General features: G+C 72.9%; 20 protein-coding genes. 11 read left to right on the forward strand and 9 right to left on the reverse strand.

Annotation, left to right across the window (positions count from 1 at the left end; genetic code table 11):
- The first annotated feature begins 16 nt into the window (after positions 1–16).
- Complete coding sequence (locus tag OCS65_RS13460) at positions 17–388, forward strand: Rv2175c family DNA-binding protein (protein ID WP_240004017.1); 372 nt, start codon at positions 17–19, stop codon at positions 386–388.
- A gap of 10 nt (positions 389–398) precedes the next feature.
- On the opposite strand, the gene OCS65_RS13465 is transcribed toward OCS65_RS13460, so the two are convergent.
- The 4 genes from OCS65_RS13465 to OCS65_RS13480 form a co-directional block, all read right to left on the reverse strand.
- A complete protein-coding gene (locus tag OCS65_RS13465; protein ID WP_263510336.1) occupies positions 399–1,307 on the reverse strand; it encodes a phytoene/squalene synthase family protein in 909 nt (302 codons plus the stop codon).
- The gene (locus tag OCS65_RS13470; protein WP_263510337.1) at positions 1,304–2,902 is read right to left on the reverse strand and encodes an alpha-(1->6)-mannopyranosyltransferase A; all 1,599 of its coding nucleotides are present in this window, start codon (positions 2,900–2,902) and stop codon (positions 1,304–1,306) included. Before OCS65_RS13470 ends, OCS65_RS13465 begins: the two co-directional genes overlap by 4 nt.
- 116 nt (positions 2,903–3,018) lie before the next feature.
- Positions 3,019–4,551, reverse strand: a complete 1,533-nt coding sequence (crtI, locus tag OCS65_RS13475; RefSeq protein ID WP_029544201.1) for a phytoene desaturase family protein — start codon at positions 4,549–4,551, stop codon at positions 3,019–3,021.
- A complete protein-coding gene (locus OCS65_RS13480) occupies positions 4,551–5,624 on the reverse strand; it encodes a polyprenyl synthetase family protein (protein ID WP_029544199.1) in 1,074 nt (357 codons plus the stop codon). The genes crtI and OCS65_RS13480 overlap by 1 nt, the downstream gene beginning before the upstream one ends.
- 181 nt (positions 5,625–5,805) lie before the next feature.
- On the opposite strand from OCS65_RS13480, the gene metF reads away from it, so the two are divergent.
- Positions 5,806–6,774 carry a methylenetetrahydrofolate reductase [NAD(P)H] gene (metF, locus tag OCS65_RS13485; protein ID WP_170914097.1) on the forward strand — a complete coding sequence of 323 codons (969 nt, stop codon included), beginning with the start codon at positions 5,806–5,808 and terminating at the stop codon, positions 6,772–6,774.
- An 8-nt stretch (positions 6,775–6,782) separates the two neighbouring features.
- On the opposite strand, the gene OCS65_RS13490 is transcribed toward metF, so the two are convergent.
- The 5 genes from OCS65_RS13490 to OCS65_RS13510 are packed head-to-tail and all read right to left on the reverse strand — an operon-like array spanning position 6,783 to position 11,656.
- The gene (locus OCS65_RS13490) at positions 6,783–7,919 is read right to left on the reverse strand and encodes a glycosyltransferase family 2 protein (protein WP_231772753.1); all 1,137 of its coding nucleotides are present in this window, start codon (positions 7,917–7,919) and stop codon (positions 6,783–6,785) included.
- Positions 7,920–7,923: 4 nt separating this feature from the next.
- Positions 7,924–8,625 (reverse strand): LppM family (lipo)protein, encoded by a 702-nt coding sequence (locus OCS65_RS13495; protein ID WP_006933384.1) that lies wholly within the window; start codon positions 8,623–8,625, stop codon positions 7,924–7,926.
- A gap of 31 nt (positions 8,626–8,656) precedes the next feature.
- Positions 8,657–9,460, reverse strand: coding sequence for a carotenoid biosynthesis protein (locus tag OCS65_RS13500; protein ID WP_006933385.1), 804 nt, complete (start codon positions 9,458–9,460; stop codon positions 8,657–8,659).
- Positions 9,457–11,046: a phytoene desaturase family protein gene (locus tag OCS65_RS13505; protein WP_231772754.1), complete on the reverse strand. Its 1,590-nt coding sequence runs from the start codon at positions 11,044–11,046 to the stop codon at positions 9,457–9,459. The genes OCS65_RS13500 and OCS65_RS13505 overlap by 4 nt, the downstream gene beginning before the upstream one ends.
- 10 nt (positions 11,047–11,056) lie before the next feature.
- Positions 11,057–11,656 carry a GNAT family N-acetyltransferase gene (locus OCS65_RS13510; protein WP_029544191.1) on the reverse strand — a complete coding sequence of 200 codons (600 nt, stop codon included), beginning with the start codon at positions 11,654–11,656 and terminating at the stop codon, positions 11,057–11,059.
- Between the two features lie 178 nt (positions 11,657–11,834).
- Here OCS65_RS13510 and OCS65_RS13515 point away from each other — a divergent pair, with 178 nt between their 5' ends.
- The 9 genes from OCS65_RS13515 (at position 11,835) to mraY (ending at position 22,343) form a co-directional block, all read left to right on the forward strand.
- Entirely contained in the window at positions 11,835–12,344 is a 510-nt protein-coding gene (locus OCS65_RS13515) for an SAV_6107 family HEPN domain-containing protein (protein ID WP_029544189.1), read from the forward strand.
- Between the two features lie 219 nt (positions 12,345–12,563).
- Positions 12,564–12,980 carry a DUF3040 domain-containing protein gene (locus tag OCS65_RS13520; RefSeq protein WP_006933389.1) on the forward strand — a complete coding sequence of 139 codons (417 nt, stop codon included), beginning with the start codon at positions 12,564–12,566 and terminating at the stop codon, positions 12,978–12,980.
- 437 nt (positions 12,981–13,417) lie between these two features.
- Positions 13,418–13,849 carry a division/cell wall cluster transcriptional repressor MraZ gene (mraZ, locus tag OCS65_RS13525; protein ID WP_010594381.1) on the forward strand — a complete coding sequence of 144 codons (432 nt, stop codon included), beginning with the start codon at positions 13,418–13,420 and terminating at the stop codon, positions 13,847–13,849.
- 257 nt (positions 13,850–14,106) lie between these two features.
- Entirely contained in the window at positions 14,107–15,120 is a 1,014-nt protein-coding gene (gene rsmH, locus OCS65_RS13530; RefSeq protein ID WP_231772755.1) for a 16S rRNA (cytosine(1402)-N(4))-methyltransferase RsmH, read from the forward strand.
- Positions 15,121–15,285: 165 nt separating this feature from the next.
- Positions 15,286–16,011, forward strand: coding sequence for a cell division protein FtsL (ftsL, locus tag OCS65_RS13535; RefSeq protein WP_231772756.1), 726 nt, complete (start codon positions 15,286–15,288; stop codon positions 16,009–16,011).
- Positions 16,008–17,921, forward strand: a complete 1,914-nt coding sequence (locus OCS65_RS13540; RefSeq protein WP_006933393.1) for a peptidoglycan D,D-transpeptidase FtsI family protein — start codon at positions 16,008–16,010, stop codon at positions 17,919–17,921. Before ftsL ends, OCS65_RS13540 begins: the two co-directional genes overlap by 4 nt.
- A gap of 176 nt (positions 17,922–18,097) precedes the next feature.
- Positions 18,098–19,741, forward strand: coding sequence for a UDP-N-acetylmuramoyl-L-alanyl-D-glutamate--2,6-diaminopimelate ligase (locus tag OCS65_RS13545; protein WP_006933395.1), 1,644 nt, complete (start codon positions 18,098–18,100; stop codon positions 19,739–19,741).
- Positions 19,738–21,264 carry a UDP-N-acetylmuramoyl-tripeptide--D-alanyl-D-alanine ligase gene (locus OCS65_RS13550; protein ID WP_050035361.1) on the forward strand — a complete coding sequence of 509 codons (1,527 nt, stop codon included), beginning with the start codon at positions 19,738–19,740 and terminating at the stop codon, positions 21,262–21,264. Before OCS65_RS13545 ends, OCS65_RS13550 begins: the two co-directional genes overlap by 4 nt.
- The gene (gene mraY, locus OCS65_RS13555; protein WP_003934158.1) at positions 21,261–22,343 is read left to right on the forward strand and encodes a phospho-N-acetylmuramoyl-pentapeptide-transferase; all 1,083 of its coding nucleotides are present in this window, start codon (positions 21,261–21,263) and stop codon (positions 22,341–22,343) included. Before OCS65_RS13550 ends, mraY begins: the two co-directional genes overlap by 4 nt.
- Positions 22,344–22,345: the final 2 nt, after the last annotated feature.

The following is a 22,345-nucleotide window of genomic DNA, read 5'->3' on the forward strand; positions in this document are numbered from 1 at the left end:
CGATAACGTTAGCGGCGTGAGTGCTATCCCTTACAGCGAAGACGTCCTCGACCGCTCCGTACCCGTGCTGCAACTGGTCGACGTGGCGAAGCAGCTCGGCCTGGTGATCACCCGGGTCCACCAGCTGCTGCGCGACCGCCAGCTGCTGGCGATCAAGCGGGACGGCGTGCTGGCCGTGCCGGCGGCGTTCTTCGACGACGACGGTCGGATCCTCACGGGCATCCCCGGTCTCATCGCGGTGCTGCACGACGGGGGATTCCGGGACGACGAGATCCTGAACTGGATGTTCCGGGAGGACGACACGCTCGCGGGCGGCTCCCCGGCGGCGGCGATGCACACCCACGCGAGGCGGGAGGTCATGCGCCGGGCGCAGGCGCTCGGTTTCTGACTCCGGCGGCTCAGCGCAGGCGGGCCAGCTGTGTCAGCGCGACCCGCGCACGGCGCCGCGTGGGGACCACGGCGCGCACGTCGAGGACGCGGTACCCGCTGCGCTCGACCTCGTCGAGGATTCCTCCGTACAGCTCGAAGGCGGTGCGGATGCCGGGCCGGATCCGGTCCGGCAGCAGCGCCAGACCGGGCTCGGCGCGGCGGTACTCCGCGCGCGTCAGCGCCACGAAGTGGGCCAGGGCCCGGCGCACCCGCGGATCCGGGCTCCCGCCGGTGCGTCGGCCGTGCTCGAGCAGTGCGACGTCCACCCCGAACGCGGTCCAGGTGTCGGCCGGCAGGTAGGTGCGCCCCCGATCGAGGTCCTCACCCACGTCGCGGATGAAGTTCGTGAGCTGGAAGGCTTCCCCGAGCGCCGCGGCGTAGGGTGCGGCGGCGTCGATGTCGGCCACGTCGAACACCGGCAGCAACTGCAGCCCGATGACCGCCGCGGAGCCGTACATGTACTCCCGCAGTTGCGGCATGTCGTCGTAGCGGGCCCGGAACTCGGGCGTGCCGGGAATGTCCATGCGCATCGACCGGACGAACGCCTCGAAGTAGTCCAGCGGCAGGTCGTAGCGCCGGATCGTCTCGGCCAGCGCCCCGACCACCAACCCGGTGGCGTCCGCCGGTCCGGGATCACCGGCGAGCGCGGCGTGCAGCCGGCGCTCCGTCGCGGTCACCTGCAGCGCCGCGCCGGCCGGGTCGTCGACCGCGGTCACGTCGACGATGTCGTCGACGAGGCGGGCGAACCCGTAGAGGGCGTGGACCGCCGACCGTCGCGGGCGGGGCAGGAGGCGGGTGGCGAGGTAGTACGTCCGGCCGTGCGTGGCCGCCAGCTCCTCGCAGTAGCGGAATCCCGCGTCGGTCTCGGTCACGGTCACCTCGGATCCGGGGAGACGGCGGTGATCGGTGGCTCGCGCCGCGCGCGCAGCCGCAGCGGGTCGACGGTGCGAAGCGACACGGCGGCGATCACCGAGATGACGATCGCCAGGATCACGTGGGCAAGGTTGTACATGCCGATCGAGCCGTCGGGATTGAAGATCAGCATCAGCCAGCTGGACAGGCCTACGAGCACTGCCAACGTGGTCGTCGACAGGGCGAAGCCCGCGGCCACCGCGAGCGGCCACGAGTAGTACCACGGCAGGGCGGCCGGCGAGAGCACGGTGATCGCGGTCAGCGTGATCACGATCCCGAGCACGGCGTCGCGCTCGGTGTGCCGGAACCGCCACCACGTCACCACCATGATCACCCCCAGGGCCACGGCGCAGAGCATGCGGGTGACGTCGAGGATGGACCCCAGCTGCCAGGGCGTGAACCACGTGACCGCGTGCGCCATGATCGTCGGCAGCGACAGCCAGTTGATGATCTTCGAGGAGCCGGACAGGGCCGTCAGCCAGCCGATACCGACGCCTGCGAGCGCCGAGGCCGCTCCGAACACGGCCGCGAACACCAGCAGCCCCGCGCCTGCGGTCTTCACGAACAGCACGATCGGAGCGGCCGGTTCGCGGCCCTGCGCCCGGGCGCGGTCACGTTCGTGCAGAATCCAGATCCACACCAGGAACGGCAGGGCGATGCCCGCCGACGCCTTGACGGCCGCACCGACGGACACGAGTGCGATGCCGCCGACGTGCCGGCCCTCCAGCACGAGCACGATGCCGGCGATCATGAAACCGACCATCAGCATCTCGTTGTGGACACCGCCGATGAGATGAATCAGGATCAGCGGGTTGAGCACTGCCAGCCAGAGGGCGATGCGGGGGTTGCCGCCGAGCCGGCGCGCCAGCTTCGGCACCGCCCACGCGGTGAGCACCAGTCCCGGCAGCATCGTCAGTCGCAGCAACCAGGTGCCGGTGACGACGTCGTCCCCCGTCAGCGACGTGATGCCGGCACCGAGCAGCAGATGCACCGGACCGTACGGGGTGGTGGTCGTCTTCCACACGTTGCTCACGTTGTCCAGCAGGACGCCCGGGTTGACGACCGGACCGTCGAGGTAGGGGTCGAAGCCGTCGCGGAGCATCGCCCCCTGGGCGAGATAGGAGTAGGCGTCGCGGCTGAACATCGGCGAGGCCACCAGCAGCGGCGCCACCCACATGGGCAGCACCGTCCACAGCTCGCGCAGCGTCACGTGCCCGGCGAGGGTGCTCCGGCCCAGCCGCACCCAGGCGGCGATCATCAACAGGACGCCGGCCCAGATCAGGATCGTCGAGAGCAGCAGGCCGTGCCCGAACCGCAACCAGGACAGGTACAGGTCCTCGAGCAGCGGGTCCTCCCGCCGGACGCTGCCCGCACCGAAGCCACCGAACGTGACGAATGCGGCGCCGAGCGCACCCAGCAGGCCGGTGTTGCCGGCCGGGCTTCGCAGGAAGTCGCCGGGTCTGCTCCGCACGGGCGGCGAGGCGGGCGGCTGCGATTCCGACGGAGGCTGCGGTTTCGACGGATGCTGTGGTGCAGCGTCGGAAGGGGCAGGGGACGACATGGTTGCGAGTTCCTCCCCCGGGAAGTCGTGGACGGTGCGGGGCCCGGGCGCGGCGCGGGCGGACAGGTGAACGAGGTGACAGTTTAGTTCAGCCGCGGCCGCCGGCGGTCCACCGCTCACCGCGCGGCGCGGACGCCGAGCCGCTCGGCGGCGAGCCGGCCCGACAGCACGACCGTCGGCACGCCCACGCCCGGCACGGTTCCGGATCCCGCGAGCACGACGTTGGGGTGGCGCGGATCCAGGTTCCGTCGCCGGAAGGGTCCGGTCTGCCGGAAGACGTGTGCCCCGGAGAACGGGCTGCCCGCAAGCATGCCCCTGGCCTGCCAAGTGGCCGGGGTGTCGATGTGGTCGATGCGGAACTCGTCGGCGACGGCGCCGTATCCACGCCGGCCGAGGACGGTGAGGAGCTCTGCCGCGTAGGGGTCGGCCAGAGCGGACCAGTCGTACGGGGCGCTGTCCAGATTGGGGCAGGGCGCGAGCACCGACAGCGGCTCGTGCGACACGCCGTCGCGGAGGAACCTCTGACCCGGGTCGCTCAGCGCCGGCCGGGTGATCAGCAGCGAGGGGTCGCTCATCAGCCGGCCGCGGCCCCGGCCCGCGCTGATCTCGGCGAACGTCTCCTCCCACGACGCACCGAAGTCGATGGTGTGGTGGTGCGTGGCGGGCCACTGCGCGGCGACGGCGGACGGCACGCTTCCGTGCAGCACCACGGCCGACGGCGACGCGAGCACGCGTCGTCGCCGGCGTGGGGGCAGCAGCGTGTCCACGACGGGAAGATCCGGGCTCAGCACCACGGCGTCGCACGGGACGCGTTCGCCCGAGGCGGTGCGGACGGCGGTGGCCGTCCGGCCGTCGAAGTCGAGGCCCGTGACCTCGGTGCCGAGGCGCAGGTCGCCGCCGGCGGCGACGATCGCGTCGGCCATGGCGCGGGCCAGCACCCGCATGCCGCCCTCCACCGCGTACACACCGAGGGAGGTGTCCATGTGGGCGATGGCGCCGTATACCGCCAAGGCCCGCGCGGGCGCGACGCCCGCGTACAGCGCCTGGAAGGTGAACACCCGGCGCAGCCGCGGGTCGGTGATCCGGCGGTTCACCTGCGCCCCGAGCCGGCCGAACCCGCCCAGGCGGAGCAACGTCGCCAGGTCGCGCGCCGCCGCGGGGGAGGCGACCAGGTCGAGGGGGGAGTCGAAGTTCGCGGCCATGAACCGGTCGAATTCGGCGTCGAAGATCTCGGCGAGCCAGGAGCGCAGCCGCAGGTAGCGCTGCGCTTCCTCGGCGCCGCACACCCGGGTGACCTCGGCGACCATCGCGTCCGGATCGGTGTGCACGTCCAGGGTCGTGCCGTCGGCGAACCGGGCGTGGTACGCGGGGGCGAGCCGTCGCAGCCGCACCGCCGGGGTGACGGACTCGAAGTCCGCGCCGACCGCCGCCAGGGCGTCCGCGATGAGCTCCGGCATGGTGAGCACCGTGGCCCCGTTGTCGATCTCGTATCCGGGCCCGGCGTGCACACCCACCCGCCCGCCGACGGTCGCCTCGCGCTCGAGGACGGTCACCTTGCGGCCCGCACCGAGCAGGTACAGCGCGGTCGAGAGCCCGGCCAGTCCGGCCCCGACGACGACGACCCGCTCCGCGCCGGTCACGGTGCGCATCACGCGGCCCGCCGCGTCGCGTGGAGCGCCGCCGCCCGCAGGCGGGCTTTGCCTTCGTCCGTCGCGCCCGAGGCGTCGAGGGTCGCCAGCGCGGTGTCGGTGAGCGCGGCGATGCGGCGTTCCACCCGCTCCACGGCCCCGAGCTCGGTGATGACCGTCCGCAGCCTCTCCACGTCCGCGTCGGACAGGTCCGAGCCGATACTCTCGCGCAGCAACCGCGCGGCGCCGGGGTCACGGGCGTCGGCGGATTCCAGGGCCAGCGCATACAGCACCGTTCGCTTGCCCGAGCGCAGGTCGTCGCCGGACGGCTTGCCGGTGACCTCCGGATCCCCGAACACCCCGAGCAGATCGTCGCGAAGCTGGAAGGCGAGCCCGATGTCGGTGCCGAATTCCCGGTAGGCGGTGATCAGCGCGTCGTCGGCCCCGGCGAGGGCCGCGCCGAGGTGCAGCGGCCGTTCGATCGTGTACGCGGCGGTCTTGTACCGGTTGACCCGCATCGCCGCGGGGACGGACTCGTCGGCCGACACCTCTCCGGCGATGTCGAGGAACTGCCCGCCGAGGACCTCCGTGCGCATCGCCGACCACACCGGTGCGATCCGCGCGGTCGCGGCCGGCTCCAGTCCCGCCTCCCGGACCATGTCGTCGGCCCAGGCCAGAGCGAGATCGCCGAGGAGGATGGCCACGGCGGCACCGAACTGCTCGGGCCGGCCGCGCCAGCCCGACGCGCGGTGCCGGTCGGCGAACTCGACGTGCACGGTCGGGAAGCCGCGCCGGGTGGTGGACGCGTCGATGATGTCGTCGTGCACCAGGGCGCAGGCCTGCACCAGTTCGAGTGCGGAGCAGACCCGCAGCACCGCGGGCGCGTCGAGCCCCGACGGGTCGCCGCCGGCCCCGAGCCAGCCGTTCCACGCGAACGCCGGGCGTACCCGCTTGCCGCCTCGCAGCACGAACGATTCGAGTGCCGTGACGGCCTCGGGGTAGCCGCCGCCGATCGGCTCCACGAGTTCGATCCGGGAGACGAAGAAGTCGCGCAGGGCGCCCTCGACGAGATCGGGGAACAAGGCGGCGGGCACGGGTTCGGATCCGGTGAACAGGGCGTCCTCCTGGTCGTGTGTGGACGGGCCCGTCGGGCGACGGTGGGTGCGGCCACGGATCGAGCCCGAAAGGCGCCGGGCACACCCGAGCCCACCCTATCCGGCGGTCGAGGGGCTTGCCCCGGTTCGGCCCGCTCCGACGTGCCCCTATGCTGGTCGGGTGACTTTCGATTCCGACAGCGGGCCGGACGGCGGCGGAGAATCCCGTACGCCGTCGGTGGTGGACCGACTCCGTGCGCCCCGAGGCGCACGGATCCCGTTCTCGGTGGAGTTCTCCCCGCCGCGCGACGCCGACGCGGAGGCGCGCCTGTGGCGCGCCGTGCGCGAGTTCGAGCGCCTCGGCCCGGCCTTCGTGTCGATGACGTACGGAGCGGGCGGTTCCACCCGCGACCGCACCGTCCGGGTCACCGGTCAGCTGGCGCAGGAAACCACGCTCCTGCCGGTGGCGCACCTGACCGCCGTCGGGCACAGCATCGACGAACTGCGCGCCATGGTCGGCGCATACGCCGATCGCGGCATCACCAACATCCTGGCGTTGCGCGGCGACCCGCCGGGCAACCCGCTGGGAGAATGGACCAGGCATCCGGAGGGCCTCGAGTACGCCGAGGAACTCGTTCGGCTGGTCCGCGACCTCGGTGACTTCCACGTCGGGGTGGCGTCGTTCCCCGAGGGGCACCACCGCTCCCCGGACCTCGAGCACGACACGCGGTACCTGGTCCACAAGCTGCGCGCCGGCGCCGAGTACTCGATCACCCAGATGTTCTTCGACGTCGAGGACTATCTGCGGCTGCGGGACCGGGTCGTGGCCTACGACCCGGAGCAGGGCGCCAAGCCGATCATTCCGGAGATCATGCCGATCACGTCGCTGCGTACCGCGCGGCGCAGCCTCGAACTCTCCGGGTCGAGGCTGCCGGCCGCGCTCGAGGAGCGCCTCGTCCGGGCCGCCGGGAACGGCCCGGAGGAGGATCGCGCCGCCGTGCGCGAGGTGGGCATCGACGTCGCCACCGAGATGGCCGAGCGGCTCATCGCCGAGGGTGCGCCCTGCCTGCACTTCATCACCCTGAATTTCGCCCGGGCCACCCGCGAGGTGCTGGCCCGCCTGGGCATCGCGGTGCCGACGGCGGTCTGATCGAGCGGTCAGGGCAGCGGCCTGTCCTTCCAGCCGAGCCGGCCGGCGCGGCGCGCGCGGAGCGAGTCGCTCGTCAGCGCCGCGAACCCGCACACCGCGAACGGGTGGGTGAGTGCGGCCGCCACGTCGGACGGGCCGGGCTCACCGCCGCGTTCGGTCGCACGGGCCAGGGTCCGGGAGACGACAGCCGCGGCGGTGCCGACCACCCCCCAGCCGCGGACCGGTCCGCGGCCGAGGAGAGCCGCCGCGGGAGGCAGCACGTAGGTCGCCGCCGCGGCGACGAGCACCGCAGCGGATCCGGCGGGCGGGCCGAACGCCGACCACAGCCAGCGCGTGTACCCGGCCCGCAGCGGCGCAGCGCCCTCGTACATCCGGCAGGACGCGACGTCGCCGGCCGCAGCCACCATCGTGCGCCGGCCGGCCCGGCGCAGTGCCCGGGCGAGGTCGAGGTCCTCGGTGGGACTGGACGCGACCGCGACGTGCCCGCCGACAGCGGCATACGCCGGCGCGTCGAACACCAGGAACTGGCCGCACGAGACCGCGGTCGACGGCCGGCGCGAGCGGTGGGACACCGCGACCGGCAGCGTCGCGAACCAGGACCAGAACAGCAGCGGCTGCACGAGCTGTTCGGCGGCGGAGCCGGCCCGCTGGAAGGGCCACGGGGTGAGCAGGTCGGCCCGCCGGTCCCGCAGCAGCGTCACCGCTGCCGCCACCGCGCCCGGCTCCAACCGCACGTCCGCGTCGACGAAGACGACCACGCCGGACGGATCGGTGGCCGCGTACGCGCGGGCGCACGCCGCGGCCTTGCCCGTCCAGCCGGGCGGCGGCGGCGCGGTCGAGCGGATCACCGTGACGTGGGGATCGTCCCCGGCCGCCAGCCGGGCCGCCTCGGCGGTGCCGTCGGCCGAGTCGTCGTCGAAGATCACCACCCGTAGCCGGCGCAGACCCCGCTGGGCCCGCAGATCCGCGACGAGATCCGGCAGGCGCCGGGCCTCGTTGCGGGCCGGAACGATCACGGTCACCGCTTCGTCGACCACACCACCCGGGACGAGCCGGGGCAGGGTGAGGCGATTGACGACGGCGACGGCAGCTCCCAGCGTCGCGGCGGCCGCCCCGGCGCGGACGACCCCGACCAGCGCCCGCATCGCCCTAGGACGCCGTCGCGTCGCCGCGTGTGCGCTGCCGCGGGGGAGCGGGGTTGCGGTTCATCCAGGCGAGGACCCCGATGATCGCGGCGACGCCTGTCGTGACGCCGGCGACGATACCCGCCCAGCCGGCGAATCCCCGGGTGTTCGGGTCGGCGTAGCGGACCTCGGCGCGCAACGTGCTCACCTCACCGGCCGGCAGCTTCCACGTGACGATCGAGTCGGATTCACGGGTGCCGTTGGTCGTGGCCACCCGCGCCGGGAACGCGATCGTGATCTGGACGTCGGTGCCCTGCACGGGCACCGACTCGAGATCGACCTTGCCGTTGACGCTCACCAGGTCTCCGGCGCGCTGCAGCGCGAGCTGGAAGGTGCCCGAGGTCTGGTCGGACATCGACCCGAGCTGTTGGACGTCGCCGAAGCTCAGATCGCTGAAGAACACCTGGCTGCCGACGTACCCGTCCTGGTCGTACTCCTGCACGCGGACCCGGTCGGCGAGCGAGTCCGGGGCCACCAGCTGCGGTCCCTTGTCGTTCTCGTCGGCGGGAATGGTCGCGGCGACGATCTGGCCGGAGACGCGGTCGTCGGCCGAGACCCCCATCGTCGCCTGCACCCGCAGGCAGCCGGCGAGCACGGGGACGAGCAGGAGCAGGAGCGCCGCCGAGAGGGTCCGTCGGCGGGAGCGGGGCGAGGTGGGCAGGCGCACAGCGCCATCGTGCCAGGAGCGCGGGGACGTGTCAGACGCGAGCCCCTGCCCCGGCGCGTCGCCGCAGCGACCACAGCAGCGGGACGCCGAGCACGCTCATGACCGCGAAGCCGTAGACGGCCGAGTACCGCAGCTCCGGGGCGCTCAGGAGCACGCCGTGGGCGAGCGCAGACCCGAGCCACGTCCACAGGAACAGCACCAGCGGCACGGTGTCGTTGCCCGGGTGTACCCGGCCGGTCCGGTCGAGCAGGTCCAGCCCCACCGCCATCAGCGTGGCGACGAGGACCCAGCCGAGATAATTGGTGAGTGGGATCTGCTCGATGCCCGGCAGGCCGCCGCCGTTGCACCAGCTCCACTGTCCGTCGGACACCATCTGCGGGTCGAGGTACAGGTCCCAGCCGACCATCCCCACCGTGGTGAGCGCGATACGGGTCACCCGCTCGCGGTTCCCGCCCGGCCACGGCATCCCGCCGCGGGCGAGCAGCGAGGCCACGTACCAGACCGGGTACATCCCCGCGGTCCAGGCGAGCGGCACCACGAGGGGCACGTCGAACAGGGCGGGACCCAGCCGGTCGGTGGCGTACGCGTAGCAGCCGTACGGGTATCCGGTGGCGGTCCCCACGACCTCGGAGGCGAAGCCGACACCCGCCGTGATCACGAAGAACCCGGCGGTCCAGGCGAGGCCGCGCCGCGCCGCAGCGTGCGCGAGCCCGGCGGCCGCGAGGAGGGTGACCACCGCGACGGTGACGACGTCGCGGGCCTGGCCGGTGGTCAGCGGATAGGCGATCTGCGCGGCGATCGCGCCGCCGGCGAGAACGGCGGGCAGGCGATTCATCGCCGCCACCGCCCCAGCACCCGGCGCAGGGGGCCACCCCCGGCGTCGGCGAGCGCGCGCTGCGCGGCATTGCGCCCGCTCGCGCCGGAGACCCCGCCCCCGGGATGGGTGGACGCGCCGGTCAGATAGAGCCCGTCGGCACCCGGCACCCGGTGCCCGGACAGCTCCGGCAGCGGCCGCCACATGAACATCTGGTCCAGCGACATCTCCACATGCATGACGTTGCCGCCGATCAGGCCCAGTTCGCGTTCGATCTCGTGCGGGGTCTGGATGTGCCGGTGCCGGACGGAACCGGCGAAGCCGGGGGCGAAGCGCTCTATCTCGGCGACGATCCGATCCGCCTCCGACTCGGCCAGTGCGGGCCACCGCCGGCCACCGGAGAGCCGGTACGGGTGCCACTGCGACCACAGGGTCACCTGGTGTTCGCCGGGCGGTGCGATCGACGGATCGAGCGCCGTGAAACTCATGGCCAGCACGGCCGGCCGCGGCGGTAGTTCCCCCGCCAGTGCCGCGCCGTGCGCGAGCCGGAGCCGGGCGCGGTCCTCGACGAGCAGTTGCAGGCCCCGCACGGCGTCGGACTCGTCGGCGGGACCGCTGGGGTACCGCGGCAGCGCGTCGGTCGCCAGGCGCAGCACCATGCCGATGCCGGGGCCGACGCGGATCCGGCGCCGCCATGCGTTCAGGCGGGCGCGGTCGAATCCGCCGCGTTCGAGCAGATCGAACGTGGTCAGCACGTGGCAGCCGGCGATCACGGTGCGCGCGGTGACGGTGCGTCCCGAGTCGGTACGTACCGCCCAGCCGTCCCCGGCCCGGCGGATCTCGGCGGCGGCATCGCCGAGGGTGACGACGCCGCCGTCGACCGCGAGGCGGGCGGCCAGGGCCCGGGTCAGCGCGCCGCTTCCGCCGACGGCGCGGCCGGGCGGCAGCGTGTGCATCAGCGCGGCGAAGCCGACCATGGGGGCGGTGCCGGGTTCGGACATCGGGGGGCCGGACTGGGCACCGAACCAGGCGAGGGCGGCCTTGAGCGGCTCGTCGTCGAAGTACTCGTCGAGCAGGGCGTCGCCGGTGGTGAGGAACTGCCGGGAGAGGTCGCTGCCGCCACTGCCGGTGTCGAGGCCCCAGAAGGACGACAGCAGGTGCCGGCCGGTCGGCGGCACCGAGAACGAGCGCATCACCCGGGCGCTGCGCGGACCCCACACCGTCACGAAGCGGCGGTAGGCGTCGGCCTCGCGCGCTCCGCATGCGGCCTCGACGGATCGGCAGGTGCGGTCGAGATCACGATGGAAGACGATGCCCGGACGGTCGCTGCCCACGGGGGCGGGCGCGAACGCCCACGGGTCGCAGTCGACGTAGCGCAGGCCGTGGGCGGCGAGCTCGAGTTCCTCGACGATGCCGGTGTGCCGGATCATGACGTGGGCCGACGAGCCGCGGTCGACGGCGTGGCCCGGGAAGCGTTCCACGGTCGACACGGCGCCGCCGAGCACGGTGTCCTTCTCGAGCACCTCCACCGACCAGCCGGCACGGGCCAGATAGCACGCGCTCACCAGGGCGTTGTGCCCGGAACCCACGACGACGGCATCGATCACCCCGCCCACGCTACGGACCTTCGAGCGGAAGGTCCCGTCCCAGGACGGCGAAGGGGCGGGCGTCCCCGGTGAACCGGAACTGCCGGACGACGTCGCGGAACCCGAATCGCCGGTACAGCCGCCAGGCCCGGTTGTCCTCGCCGGCGATCTCGGGAGTGGACAGCAGGACCGTGCGCTCGGGGCGGTCGCTCAGCAACCGGCGCAGGAGCGCCTCCCCGATGCGGTGACCCTGGGCGTCCGGCCGCACGTGCAGTTCGGTCAGCTCGAAGTAGTCGCCGAGGACGGCGTCGATCGTCTCCGGGGGGTAGCCGGCGTGGCGCATCCCGGTCCGCACCTGCTGATTCCACCACTGGTGCGGCGACCCGCGATAGCCGTAGGCGATCGCGACGAGCCTCGACGGTTCGTCCGGCAGTGCCGCCGCGACAGCTTTCCATCCTGGCCGGGCGGAGTGCTCGGACCACATGGGCGCGCGGTGGTACTCGGTGCCGCGCGGGTATCGCATGGCGGCCACGTAGATGGGCAGCACCTCGGGCAGTCGCGCGCGGAACTCGGCAGCGGACAGATCGACGAGGATCGGCGCCGCGCCCCGCGGGGTCGCATCCGTACTCATGACGGGGACTGGACCGCCTTCCCTTGACGACGTGTCGGTAGGTGCAGCTATATTGAATACGTCGAACGGATGTTCGATACCGGGGATCCGGCGATGTTCGAGGGAAGCGAACATCGCCGGATCGCCGGGGCCGTGACCCGGCCGGTGCCCCGGCGGGGTGCAGGAGGTGTTCGGAGTGATGGTCACGTCACGAACCGCACAGTCGGGTGCGACCGGCCCGCGGGCCGTCGGCCGATCGGACTGCGCCGCCCGCCCGGTGTCGTCGCGCGCCGCGACATTGCTCGACCGTGCCGACGAGCTGCTCTCGGCGGCCGCCGGCACTCCGGAACCGTCCGAGCGATTCCACCTGGCCTATCTCGCCGCCCTGCGCGGTGCCGGCGCCGTGCTCGCGGGCGCCGAGTTGCGGGCGGTGCGGCCGGCGCGGCGTCCCCGCACCCGCAACGCCTGGGTGCTCATGGCCCGCGCGGAGCCGGAGTTCGCCGCCTGGGCGGACTTCTTCGCCGATCGTTCGGACACCCGCGCGGCGATCGAGGCGGGGGTCACGCGTTCCGTGCCCGCCGACGAGGCGAGCCGCTTCTACGACGAGGTGGGCCGCTTTCTCCACGAGGTGGAGGACTACCTGACGGGCGCGGACGACCCGTCGGCGTCCGGGAATTCGAGGTCGGGGGACGACCGGCGCAGCGCATGATCGGTGCAGGGGGCAGCCCGGGTCGTTCGACGGCCCGGGCCAGGGTCGTCGGTCCGTCATACGCAGGACCTTCGGAACCGTGATCGAACTCGAATCCCCAGTTGGTGGTCCCCGCCGGGATGTACTCGTATTATTGAGCCAGGCGGCCGTCAAAGTCGGCCCCCCGTCGATCTGGACCGCAGATCCGGCGGCCACCGTTTTAGTGCCGGGGGAGGTACCGTGCCACTCTCCGAGCACGAGCAGCGCATGCTCGAACAGATCGAGAGCGCGCTCTATGCTGAGGATCCCAAGTTCGCCTCTACCGTCCGGGGAAGCCGGATGGGGATGGCGTCCAGTCGGCGTCGGCTCCAGGCCGGCGCGTTGTTCGCACTGGGTTTGGCGTTGTTGATCGCGGGCGTCGCCCTCCCGGTGAAGCCGGGTGGGTTCCCGATCATCAGTCTCGTCGGATTCATCGTCATGTTCGGCGCGGGGGTCCTGCTCCTCCTCGGAGGCAAGCGCGGTCCAGGCGTCGGTGACGGTCCCCGCGGGGCAAGCCGCGGTGCCGGGGATGGTAGGTCCCGCGGCGGCCGCAAGTCCGGTGGAGGGTTCAGCAAGAGGATGGAGGACCGCTTCCGCCGGCGTTTCGAGCAGGAGTAGCGCGACAGTACTTCCACGCGAGTTCTCACGAACGGCGCGTCCCGCCACGGGACGCGCCGTTCGTCGTTCCCGGACGAGCGGCGGCCGCGGCGCCGGGCGCCCCACCGTCCCCCACGTTCGTACCCCACTTCCGCCCACTCCGGCTCCCGGGACCGGCGCGCAGCGGAGGCGACGGAGCCGACCAGCGTGTTTCCCGCGTCCGGGTTCGCTGTCCCGCGCCCGCGTCTCGGTCCGCGCGTCGCGACGCTGCCCGCGCCGTGCGTCGTCGCCCACTCCGCCCCACCCGCCGTGAACTGCGCACAGTCGAAAAACGGCGCCGCGCGCGGGCGCGTAAGCGGTTGAACGTGGGGGAAAGTGGGGTAGTGTGGGTCGCGGCGGAGGGGTTCCTCCGTCGGGTAGTAGGCAGGGTCCGGCCGGGGCGTGGCGGGGGGTGTCGAGTGTTCCTCGGTACCCACACACCCAAGCTGGACGACAAGGGGCGGCTCACGCTGCCCGCGAAGTACCGAGACGAACTGGCGGGAGGGTTGATGATCACGAAGGGTCAGGACCACAGCCTTTCCGTCTTTCCGCGCGACGAGTTCGCCGCCCTGGCCGAGCGCGCCGCCGCGGCCTCGCGGAGCAATCCGCAGGCCCGGGCGTTCCTCCGGAGCCTGGCGGCGGGAACCGACGAGCAGCGTCCCGATGCGCAGGGCCGGATCACCCTGTCCGCCGCCCACCGCAAGTACGCGGGGCTCACGAAGGACTGCGTCGTGATCGGTGCCGTCAAACACCTGGAGATCTGGGACGCGGCGGCGTGGGAGCAATACCTCGCCGAGCACGAGGAAGAGTTTTCGGAAGCGAGAGACGAGGCCCTGCACGACATTCTGTGACCGGAACCGCAGCAGCGACCGCAGTGCCACCGCGGCGAGTGCCGCGAGGCCTCTGCCCGACAGCGACCCTGACACACTTCCCCAGTGCCAGGTTCGTGAAACGGAACCCTGACGTACTTCCCCAACGCCAGGTTTCCAGTTCGGACAGAGACCTCGATGCATTCGCCGCGGTCGTATCCGGAGGCGTGACTGCGAACCCCCCCGACCGAAGCCACGATCCGATCGCCCACGAACCGAGCAGGACAACCGGAGGAAGAATGGCGGAGGGTCAGGACGCGGCGGCGGCAGTTCCGGAGGCCGGGAGTCCGGAGAGCTTCGGTCACATCCCCGTCCTGCTCGGCCGCGCCGACGAACTGCTCGGCCCCGCCATCGATGCCGCCGGCCCGGGCGCGATCTATGTGGACGCCACCCTCGGTCTCGGCGGACACTCCGAGCACTTCCTGCGGACCTATCCGGGTGTGCGCCTGATCGGGCTCGATCGCGACCCCGAGGCCCTCGCCGTCGCCCGCCGGCGGCTCGCGCCGTTCGCCGACCGCACGCAGTTCGTGCACACCCGCTACGACGGCATCGCCGACGCCCTCGCCTCGTGCGGGCTGGATCGGGTCGGCTCCGTGCATGCGATCCTGTTCGACCTCGGCGTGTCCTCGATGCAGCTCGACGAGGCCGAGCGCGGCTTCGCCTACTCCCGCGACGCACCCCTGGACATGCGCATGGACCCCACCACGGGCGTCACCGCGGCCGACGTGCTCAACACCTACAGCCACGGCGACCTCGCCCGCATACTCAGCACCTACGGGGAGGAGCGGTTCGCCGGGAAGATCGCCTCGGAGATCGTGCGGCAGCGGGCGAAGACGCCGCTGCGCACGAGCGGGGAGCTGGTGGAGCTGCTGTACCGGGCGATTCCGGCCGCGTCCCGCCGCACCGGCGGCCATCCCGCCAAGCGCACGTTCCAGGCGCTGCGGGTCGAGGTCAACGGGGAACTCGACTCGCTGCGCGCCGCGATCCCGGACGCCCTGGACGCTCTCGCCGTCGGGGGACGGGTGGTGTTCATGTCGTACCAGTCCCTCGAGGACCGCGTGGTCAAGCAGATTCTCACCCCGCTGACGAAGTCGAAGAGCCCGGAGGGGCTCCCGGTGGAACTTCCGGGTACCGGGCCCGAATTGCGGATGCTCACCCGCGGGGCGGAACGGGCGACGGAGCAGGAGATCGAGGCCAATCCGCGTTCGGCGCCCGTGCGCCTGCGTGCCGCGGAACGAATCGCCAGGAGGTAACCGATGACCGTACAGGTGGCAGCACCTGCTCGCCGTCCGGCTCGATCCACGGCTGCGCAGCGGGCGTATCAGCGGCGCAGCCGTCGCACGGCGCACCTGACCCCGGACACGGCGACTCCCGCACCGGCTCGCCGCGGCGGTAGTGTGGCGGCGCGAATTCCGTTCGTGGCCACCATTATCGGTCTCCTCGGCATCGGCATGGCCGTAACCCTGCTGCTGACCACGCGCGCCGCGGAGGACTCCTACCAGCTCAGCGCCGCACGCGACTACAACCAGCGCCTGATCCAGGAGCGCGCCGTGCTGCAGCGCGACGTCGAAACCGGCAACTCGGCGCCGGTGCTGGCGATGCAGGCTGCAAAGCTCGGCATGATCCCCACCGGCGAGGTCGCGCGCCTGGTCGTCGGCGACGACGGCGGTGTGCGCGTGGTGGGAACCCCGGCCCCCGCCGAGGGGGCACCGGCCGCGCCGCTGAACCCCCCGGCGGCCGATGACCGGACCCGGGCCCAGCTTCCGCCGCTCGCGGGTAGCGCGGGGAGCGAGAACCCGCGGCCGCTGACCCCGTCCGCCGGCACCGACCGGGCCGCCGCGCCGTCGGCCGGCGCCGCGGGTGAGGCCCCCACCGCGACGACCCCGGGCGCCGCGCCGTCCGCTGCGGCGGCGGTGCCGCCCGGGGCTGCGGCGGCGGTGCCGCCCGGGGCTACTGCGGCGGTGCCGCCCGGGGCTACTGCGGCGGTGCCGCCCGGGGCTACTGCGGCGGTACCGGCCGGGGAGCCTGCCCCGGCACCCCCGGACGCCACGCCGTCGCCCGGCAATGCCGGGGCCGCGCCCGGTCAGCCGGAACAATTGGTGCCCGTGACCCCTGCGACGCACGCCGAGGACGGGCGCCGGTGAGGCGAGGGACCCCACCGTCTTCCCGGCCGGTCCGCGGCCGCCCTGCTCCTTCCCGCCGGCCGGCGCCCGCCCGGCGCACCCGCCCGCGCAAGGCCTCCGGCGGAGCGGACACCACCGGGTTCCGGTTCCGCTACCGGTACGGGCGCGCAGTCATGTTCCTGGCCCTCGGGGTCGCGGCCGTGCAACTGCTGTGGGTTCAGGTCGTCCAGGCGCCGCAGCTGACCGCCGAGTCGGCCAGCCAGCGCACGACGCGGCTCGTCGAGCCTGCCACCCGCGGCACCATCGCCGACCGGAACGGCAGTCCGCTGGCCTACACGATGGAGGCGAAGGCGCTCACCTTCCAGCCCGTCCGCGTCCGGCGAGAGCTGGACGAGGCGCGCGCCGAGGACCCGACGCAGCCGGAGACCGACGCGTATCTGGAGGGTCTCGCGAAGGCGATCCACGAGGCGCTCGGAGCGGCCGCCCCCGAGGACGAGATCCTCGACAAGCTGCGCAGCGACGAGACCTTCGTCTATCTGGCGCGCGGCGTCGATCCGGCCGTGGCGACCTCGCTCGTCGACGAGTACGACAAGGTCGGTCTCGAGCGTCAGGACATCCGGCTGTATCCCGGCGGCTCGCTCGCCGCCAACCTCGTCGGCGCGACGGGCTGGGACGGGCACGGCCTCCTCGGTCTCGAGGATTCCATGGACTCCGTGCTCGCCGGCACCGACGGCTCCTCGACGTACGATCGGGGCTCCGACGGCGCGGTGATCCCCGGCAGCTGGCGCGATCAGCAACCTGCCGTCGACGGTTCCGCGGTGGAACTGACCATCGACTCCGACATCCAGTACTACGTGCAGCAGCAGGTGCAGCGCGCCAAGGACCTGTCCGGGGCGAAGAACGCGTCCGCCGTCGTGCTCGACGCCCGGACCGGCGAGGTCGTCGCCATGGCCAACGACGGCACGTTCGACCCGTCGATCGGGGTCGGCAACAACCCGAAGGACGCCGAACTCGGGAATCCCGCCGTCAGCACCCCCTTCGAGCCGGGGTCGGTGAACAAGATCGTCACCGCGTCCGCCGCGATCGAGGACGGCCTCACCACCCCCGACGAGGTGCTGCAGGTGCCCGGCACGATCCGCATGGCCGGCGTCACCGTCAAGGACGCGTGGGACCACGGCGTCGTGCCCTACACCGCCACCGGTGTGTTCGGGAAGTCCTCCAACGTGGGGACCCTGATGCTCGCGGAACGGGTCGGCGAGGACCGGTTCGCGCAGATGCTCGGCCTGTTCGGCCTCGGGCAGCGCACCGACGTGGGCCTGCCGGGCGAGTCCGCCGGCAGCGTGCCGAGCCGCGAGCAGTGGTCCGGCGGCACCTTCGCCAACCTGCCGATCGGGCAGGGCCTGTCGATGACGCTGCTCCAGATGGCAGGGATCTACCAGGCCATCGCCAACGACGGCGAGCGGATTCCGCCGCGCGTCGTCCGGGCGGTCGTCGCACCCGACGGCACCCGCACCGAGACACCCCGGCCGGACCCGGTGCGGGTGGTCAGCCCGCAGACCGCCGCCACCGTGCGCGACATGTTCCGCGCCGTGGTGCAGGACGACACCGGGAACCAGCGCGGCACCGGCACCCCGGCGGCGATCGAGGGCTACCAGGTCTCCGGCAAGACCGGCACCGCCCAGCAGGTCGACCCCGCATGCAAGTGCTACTCGAACTCGAACTACTGGATCACCTTCGCGGGGATCGCGCCCGCCGACCGCCCCCGCTACGTGATCGGCATCATGCTCGACGCGCCCACCCGCAGCGCCGACGGCAGCGGCGGGCAGTCCGCCGCACCGCTGTTCCACACGATCGCCTCGTGGTTGCTGCAGCGCGAGGGCGTGCCGCTGTCGGCGGACCCGGGCAGCAAGCTGATCCTGCAGGTGGACTGAGCCGCGCGGGTGCGGTCGATCGCCGAGCACGTGTCGGCGGCACCGCCGCCCGTCGGTAACCTGACACGTCGGTACCGTGACACCGCGGTCGAGCCCCGGTGCTCGGGAACAGCGCGGCCGCGGGAGTAGAGGAACGGCAGGAGACACTGCCGCGGAGCGAGAGGAGCCTGGTGCCTGTGCCGTCGAGTCCGGACCCGTCCCCGCCGGGAGGCGGCCTGAGACCCGAGCATCCACCGGTGACGCAGCTCCGCGACCTCGCTGCCGCCGTGGGCGCCACCGTCGGCACCGTCGCACCGGGCGCCACGACCCCCGCCGCGGGCATCCCGGTGTCCGTGACCGGCGTCGACCTGCGGGCCCAGGGGGTGCAGCCCGGCGACCTGTTCGCCGCACTCCCGGGCGCCCGCGCGCACGGCGCCGAATACGCCGCGGAGGCCCTGGAACGGGGTGCTGTCGCCGTCCTCACCGACGCCGCCGGATGCGAGCACCTCGCCGCCGTCGTCACCCGCCCCGTGCCGGTGCTGGTCCACCCGGATCCGCGGTCGGTCCTCGGCGTCGTCTCCGCCGCCATCTACGGCGACCCGTCGCAGCACATGCAGGTCGTCGGCATCACCGGCACCTCCGGCAAGACCACCAGCGCCTATCTGGTCGAGGCGGGGCTCGCCGCCGCCGGGCGGGTCACGGGCCTGGTCGGCACCATCGAGACCCGCCTCGCGGGCCGGCGGGTCCCCAGCGCGCTCACCACCCCCGAGGCCCCGCAGCTGCACGCGCTGTTCGCGGCCATGCGCGAGCAGGGCATCGACACCGTGGTGATGGAGGTCTCGAGCCACGCCCTGTCCCTGGGGCGGGTCGCCGGGGTCCGCTTCGCGGTCGGTGCCTTCACGAACCTGTCCCAGGACCACCTCGACTTCCATCGCGACCTCGACGACTACTTCGGGGCGAAGGCCCGGCTGTTCGCGGCGGACTCGCCCGTGCGGGCCCGCCGTGCCGTCGTGTGCATCGACGACGAGTGGGGCGTGCGGATGGCCGGGATCGCCCGGGCCGCCCACCCTGCGGAGCCCGAGGCGGTGCGCACCGTCGCCACCACCGGAACCGCCGACTGGACGGCGACGGCGGTCCGCACCGAGCCGTCCGGATCCCAGGTGTTCACCCTCGCCGGGCCCGACGGCACCGCACGGCGCGTCGCGGTGCGCCTGCCCGGCCACTACAACGTCGCCAACGCCGCCCTCGCCGTCGCGGTGTGCGCGGCGGTCGGGGTCGACGTCGACGCCGCGGCCGCCGGCATCGCCGACGTCGACGTACCCGGACGGGTGGAGCGGGTCGACCGCGGGCAGGGTTTCCTCGCCGTCGTCGACTATGCGCACAAGCCGGCCGCGCTCGAGGCCGTCATCGCGACGTTGCGCGGACGGGCGGCCGGCGGCCGGCTCGCCGTCGTCGTCGGTGCGGGCGGCGACCGCGACCACGGCAAGCGTCCGCTCATGGGCGACGTCGGAGCCCGTGGGGCGGACCTGCTCGTCGTCACCGACGACAACCCCCGCACCGAGGATCCGGCGGTCATCCGCGCCGCGCTGCTCGCCGGTGCCCGCGCCGTCCCCGAACAGCAGCGGGGGGAGATCCGCGAGATCGGTGACCGGGCCGCCGCCGTCGAGGCGGCCGTGCGCTGGGCACGCCCGGGCGACATCGTCCTCGTGGCAGGCAAGGGCCACGAGACCGGCCAGGAGATCCACGGGGTCAAGCACCCCTTCGACGACCGCGAAGTGCTCGCCGCGGCCATCGACCGGTTCGCCGGCGCAGGTAGCGAGCAGTACGGAGGCACCGAATGATCCCGATGACACTCGCCCGCATCGCGGAGGTGGTCGGCGGGACACTGCACGACGTCGACGACCCGGCCGTCGAGGTGACGGGCACCGTCGAGTTCGACTCCCGCAAGGTCACCCCGCGCGGGCTGTTCCTGGCGCTGCCGGGGGCCCGCTCCGACGGGCACGATCACGCCGCCGACGCCATCGCCGCCGGCGCCGCCGCGGTGCTCGCCGCCCGACCGGTGGGTGTGCCCGCCGTCGTGGTGCCGCCGGTGCCGCCGGTCGAGACCAACTCGCTGGCCTTCGAACACGACCCCGACGGCTCGGGTGCCGCCGTCCTCGCCGCGCTGGGTGCCCTCGCCCGCGCCGTGGTCGACGAGCTCACCGCCGACGGGCTGACCGTCGTCGGCGTCACCGGATCCGCGGGCAAGACCTCCACGAAGGACCTGCTTGCCGCGGTGCTCGCGCCGCTCGGCCCGGTCGTCGCCCCTCCCGGCTCCTTCAACAACGAGCTCGGGCATCCGTGGACGGCGCTGCGCGCCACCACCGACACCCGATTCCTGGTGCTGGAGATGTCGGCCCGCGGACCCGGGCACATCGCCGCCCTCGCCACCGTCGCGCCGCCCCGCATCGGGGTGGTGCTCAACGTCGGCACCGCCCACCTGGGGGAATTCGGTTCCCAGGAGGTCATCGCCCGGACGAAGGGGGAGCTCGTCGAGGCCCTGCCGGCCGCCGAGGAGGGCGGCGTGGCGATCCTCAACGCGGACGACCCCCTGGTCGCCGCGATGGCACCGCGCACCCGCGCCCGCGTGGTGCTCGTCGGCAGCGACCCGGCCGCGCAGGTCCGGGCCACCGACGTCCACCTCGACGAGCACGCCCGTCCCACGTTCACCCTCGTCGTGCGCGACGACGGCACCGAGCGCCGCACCACGGTCACCCTCGCGGTGCACGGCGAGCACCACATCGGCAACGCCCTGGCGGCCGCGGCCGTCGCGCTCGAGTGCGGCGCCACGCCCGAGCAGGTCGCGACCGCGCTCGGCGGTGCCGGCGCGGTGTCGGCGCACCGTATGGACGTGCGCACCCGTGCCGACGGCGTCACCGTCGTCGACGACGCGTACAACGCCAACCCGGACTCGATGCGGGCGGCGCTCAAGGCGCTGGTGACCATGGCCCGCGCCGGCGACAGCCCGCGCCGGACCTGGGCGGTGCTGGGGGAGATGGGCGAACTCGGTGACGAGTCCGTCGTCGAGCACGACGCCATCGGCCGGCTCGCGGTGCGCCTGGACGTCACCCGCATCGTCGCGGTCGGCGCGACCCGCCCGGTCCGCGGTCTCTACCAGGGTGCGGTGATGGAAGGATCCTGGGGCGACGAGGCGAGCCACGTCCCCGACGCCGCCGCCGCGATCGAGCTCCTCGAGCGCGAGCTGCGGCCCGGCGACCTGGTACTGGTCAAGGCCTCGCAGTCCGTCCGGTTGTGGACGGTGGCGGAGGCGATCCTCGCGGGAACGGCGGGTACGGCAGGAACGGAAACGGAGGCCGCACGGTGAGACAGATCCTCTTCGCCGCGGGAATCGCACTGGCGGTGTCGATCCTGCTGACGCCGGTGCTGATCAAGGCATTCTCGCGGCAGGGATTCGGTCAGGAGATCCGCGTCGAAGGACCGCAGAGCCACCAGTCCAAGCGCGGCACACCGACCATGGGCGGCGTCGCGATCCTCGCCGGCCTGTGGGCCGGATACTTCGGTGCGCACGCGATCGGCCTGGCCTACGAGGGTGCGGAGGGACCGTCGGCCTCGGGTCTGCTCGTGCTGGGCCTGACCACCGCCCTCGGCGGCGTCGGCTTCCTCGACGACTTCATCAAGATCCGCAAGCAGCGCAATCTGGGCCTGAACAAGACCGCCAAACTGGTCGGCCAGCTCGTCGCCGCGGTCGCGTTCGGCATCCTCGCCCTGCAGTTCCGCAACGGCGACGGACTCACCCCGGGCAGCACCCACCTGTCCTACGTGCGCGACATCGCCACCGTCTCGATGGGCGCGGTGGTGTTCATCCTCTTCGTGTACCTGCTCGTCAGCGCGTGGTCCAACGCGGTCAACCTCACCGACGGCCTCGACGGGCTCGCCGCCGGGTCGATGAGCCTCGTGCTCGGCGCCTACGTGATCATCACGTTCTGGCAGTACCGCAACTCGTGCGTCGCCGACCCCGGCAAGGGCTGCTACGACGTGCGGGACCCGCTCGACCTGGCGCTGCTGTGCGCCGCCGGCGCCGCCGCGTGCATCGGCTTCCTGTGGTGGAACGCCGCCCCCGCGAAGATCTTCATGGGCGACACCGGCTCGCTCGCCCTCGGCGGCATGCTCGCGGGCCTGTCCGTCACCACGCGCACCGAGCTGCTCATGGTGGTCATCGGCGCCCTGTTCGTCGCCGAGGCGGCGTCCGTCGTCATCCAGGTGGCGGTGTTCCGGTCCAGCCGGCGTCGCGTGTTCCGGATGGCGCCGTTCCATCACCACTTCGAGCTCGGCGGCTGGGCGGAGACGACGGTGATCATCCGGTTCTGGTTGCTCGCCGCCATCGCGTCGGCCATCGGCATGGCCCTGTTCTACAGCGAATACCTAGCGGCGATCGGGGACTGACA

The sequence above is a fragment of the Rhodococcus aetherivorans genome (assembly GCF_025722975.1).
Taxonomy (GTDB): Bacteria; Actinomycetota; Actinomycetes; order Mycobacteriales; family Mycobacteriaceae; genus Rhodococcus; species Rhodococcus aetherivorans.

Bases quoted from the DNA above. Each gene is read 5' to 3' on its own strand.
- OCS65_RS13470 (WP_263510337.1), bottom strand. From the start codon at position 2,902: ATGTCGTCCCCTGCCCCTTCCGACGCTGCACCACAGCATCCGTCGAAA.
- crtI (WP_029544201.1), bottom strand. From the start codon at position 4,551: ATGCGCACCGTGACCGGCGCGGAGCGGGTCGTCGTCGTCGGGGCCGGA.
- OCS65_RS13490 (WP_231772753.1), bottom strand. From the start codon at position 7,919: ATGCGGGCGCTGGTCGGGGTCGTCCGCGCCGGGGCGGCCGCCGCGACG.
- OCS65_RS13500 (WP_006933385.1), bottom strand. From the start codon at position 9,460: ATGAATCGCCTGCCCGCCGTTCTCGCCGGCGGCGCGATCGCCGCGCAG.
- OCS65_RS13510 (WP_029544191.1), bottom strand. From the start codon at position 11,656: ATGAGTACGGATGCGACCCCGCGGGGCGCGGCGCCGATCCTCGTCGAT.
- OCS65_RS13515 (WP_029544189.1), top strand. From the start codon at position 11,835: ATGGTCACGTCACGAACCGCACAGTCGGGTGCGACCGGCCCGCGGGCC.
- rsmH (WP_231772755.1), top strand. From the start codon at position 14,107: ATGGCGGAGGGTCAGGACGCGGCGGCGGCAGTTCCGGAGGCCGGGAGT.
- OCS65_RS13550 (WP_050035361.1), top strand. From the start codon at position 19,738: ATGATCCCGATGACACTCGCCCGCATCGCGGAGGTGGTCGGCGGGACA.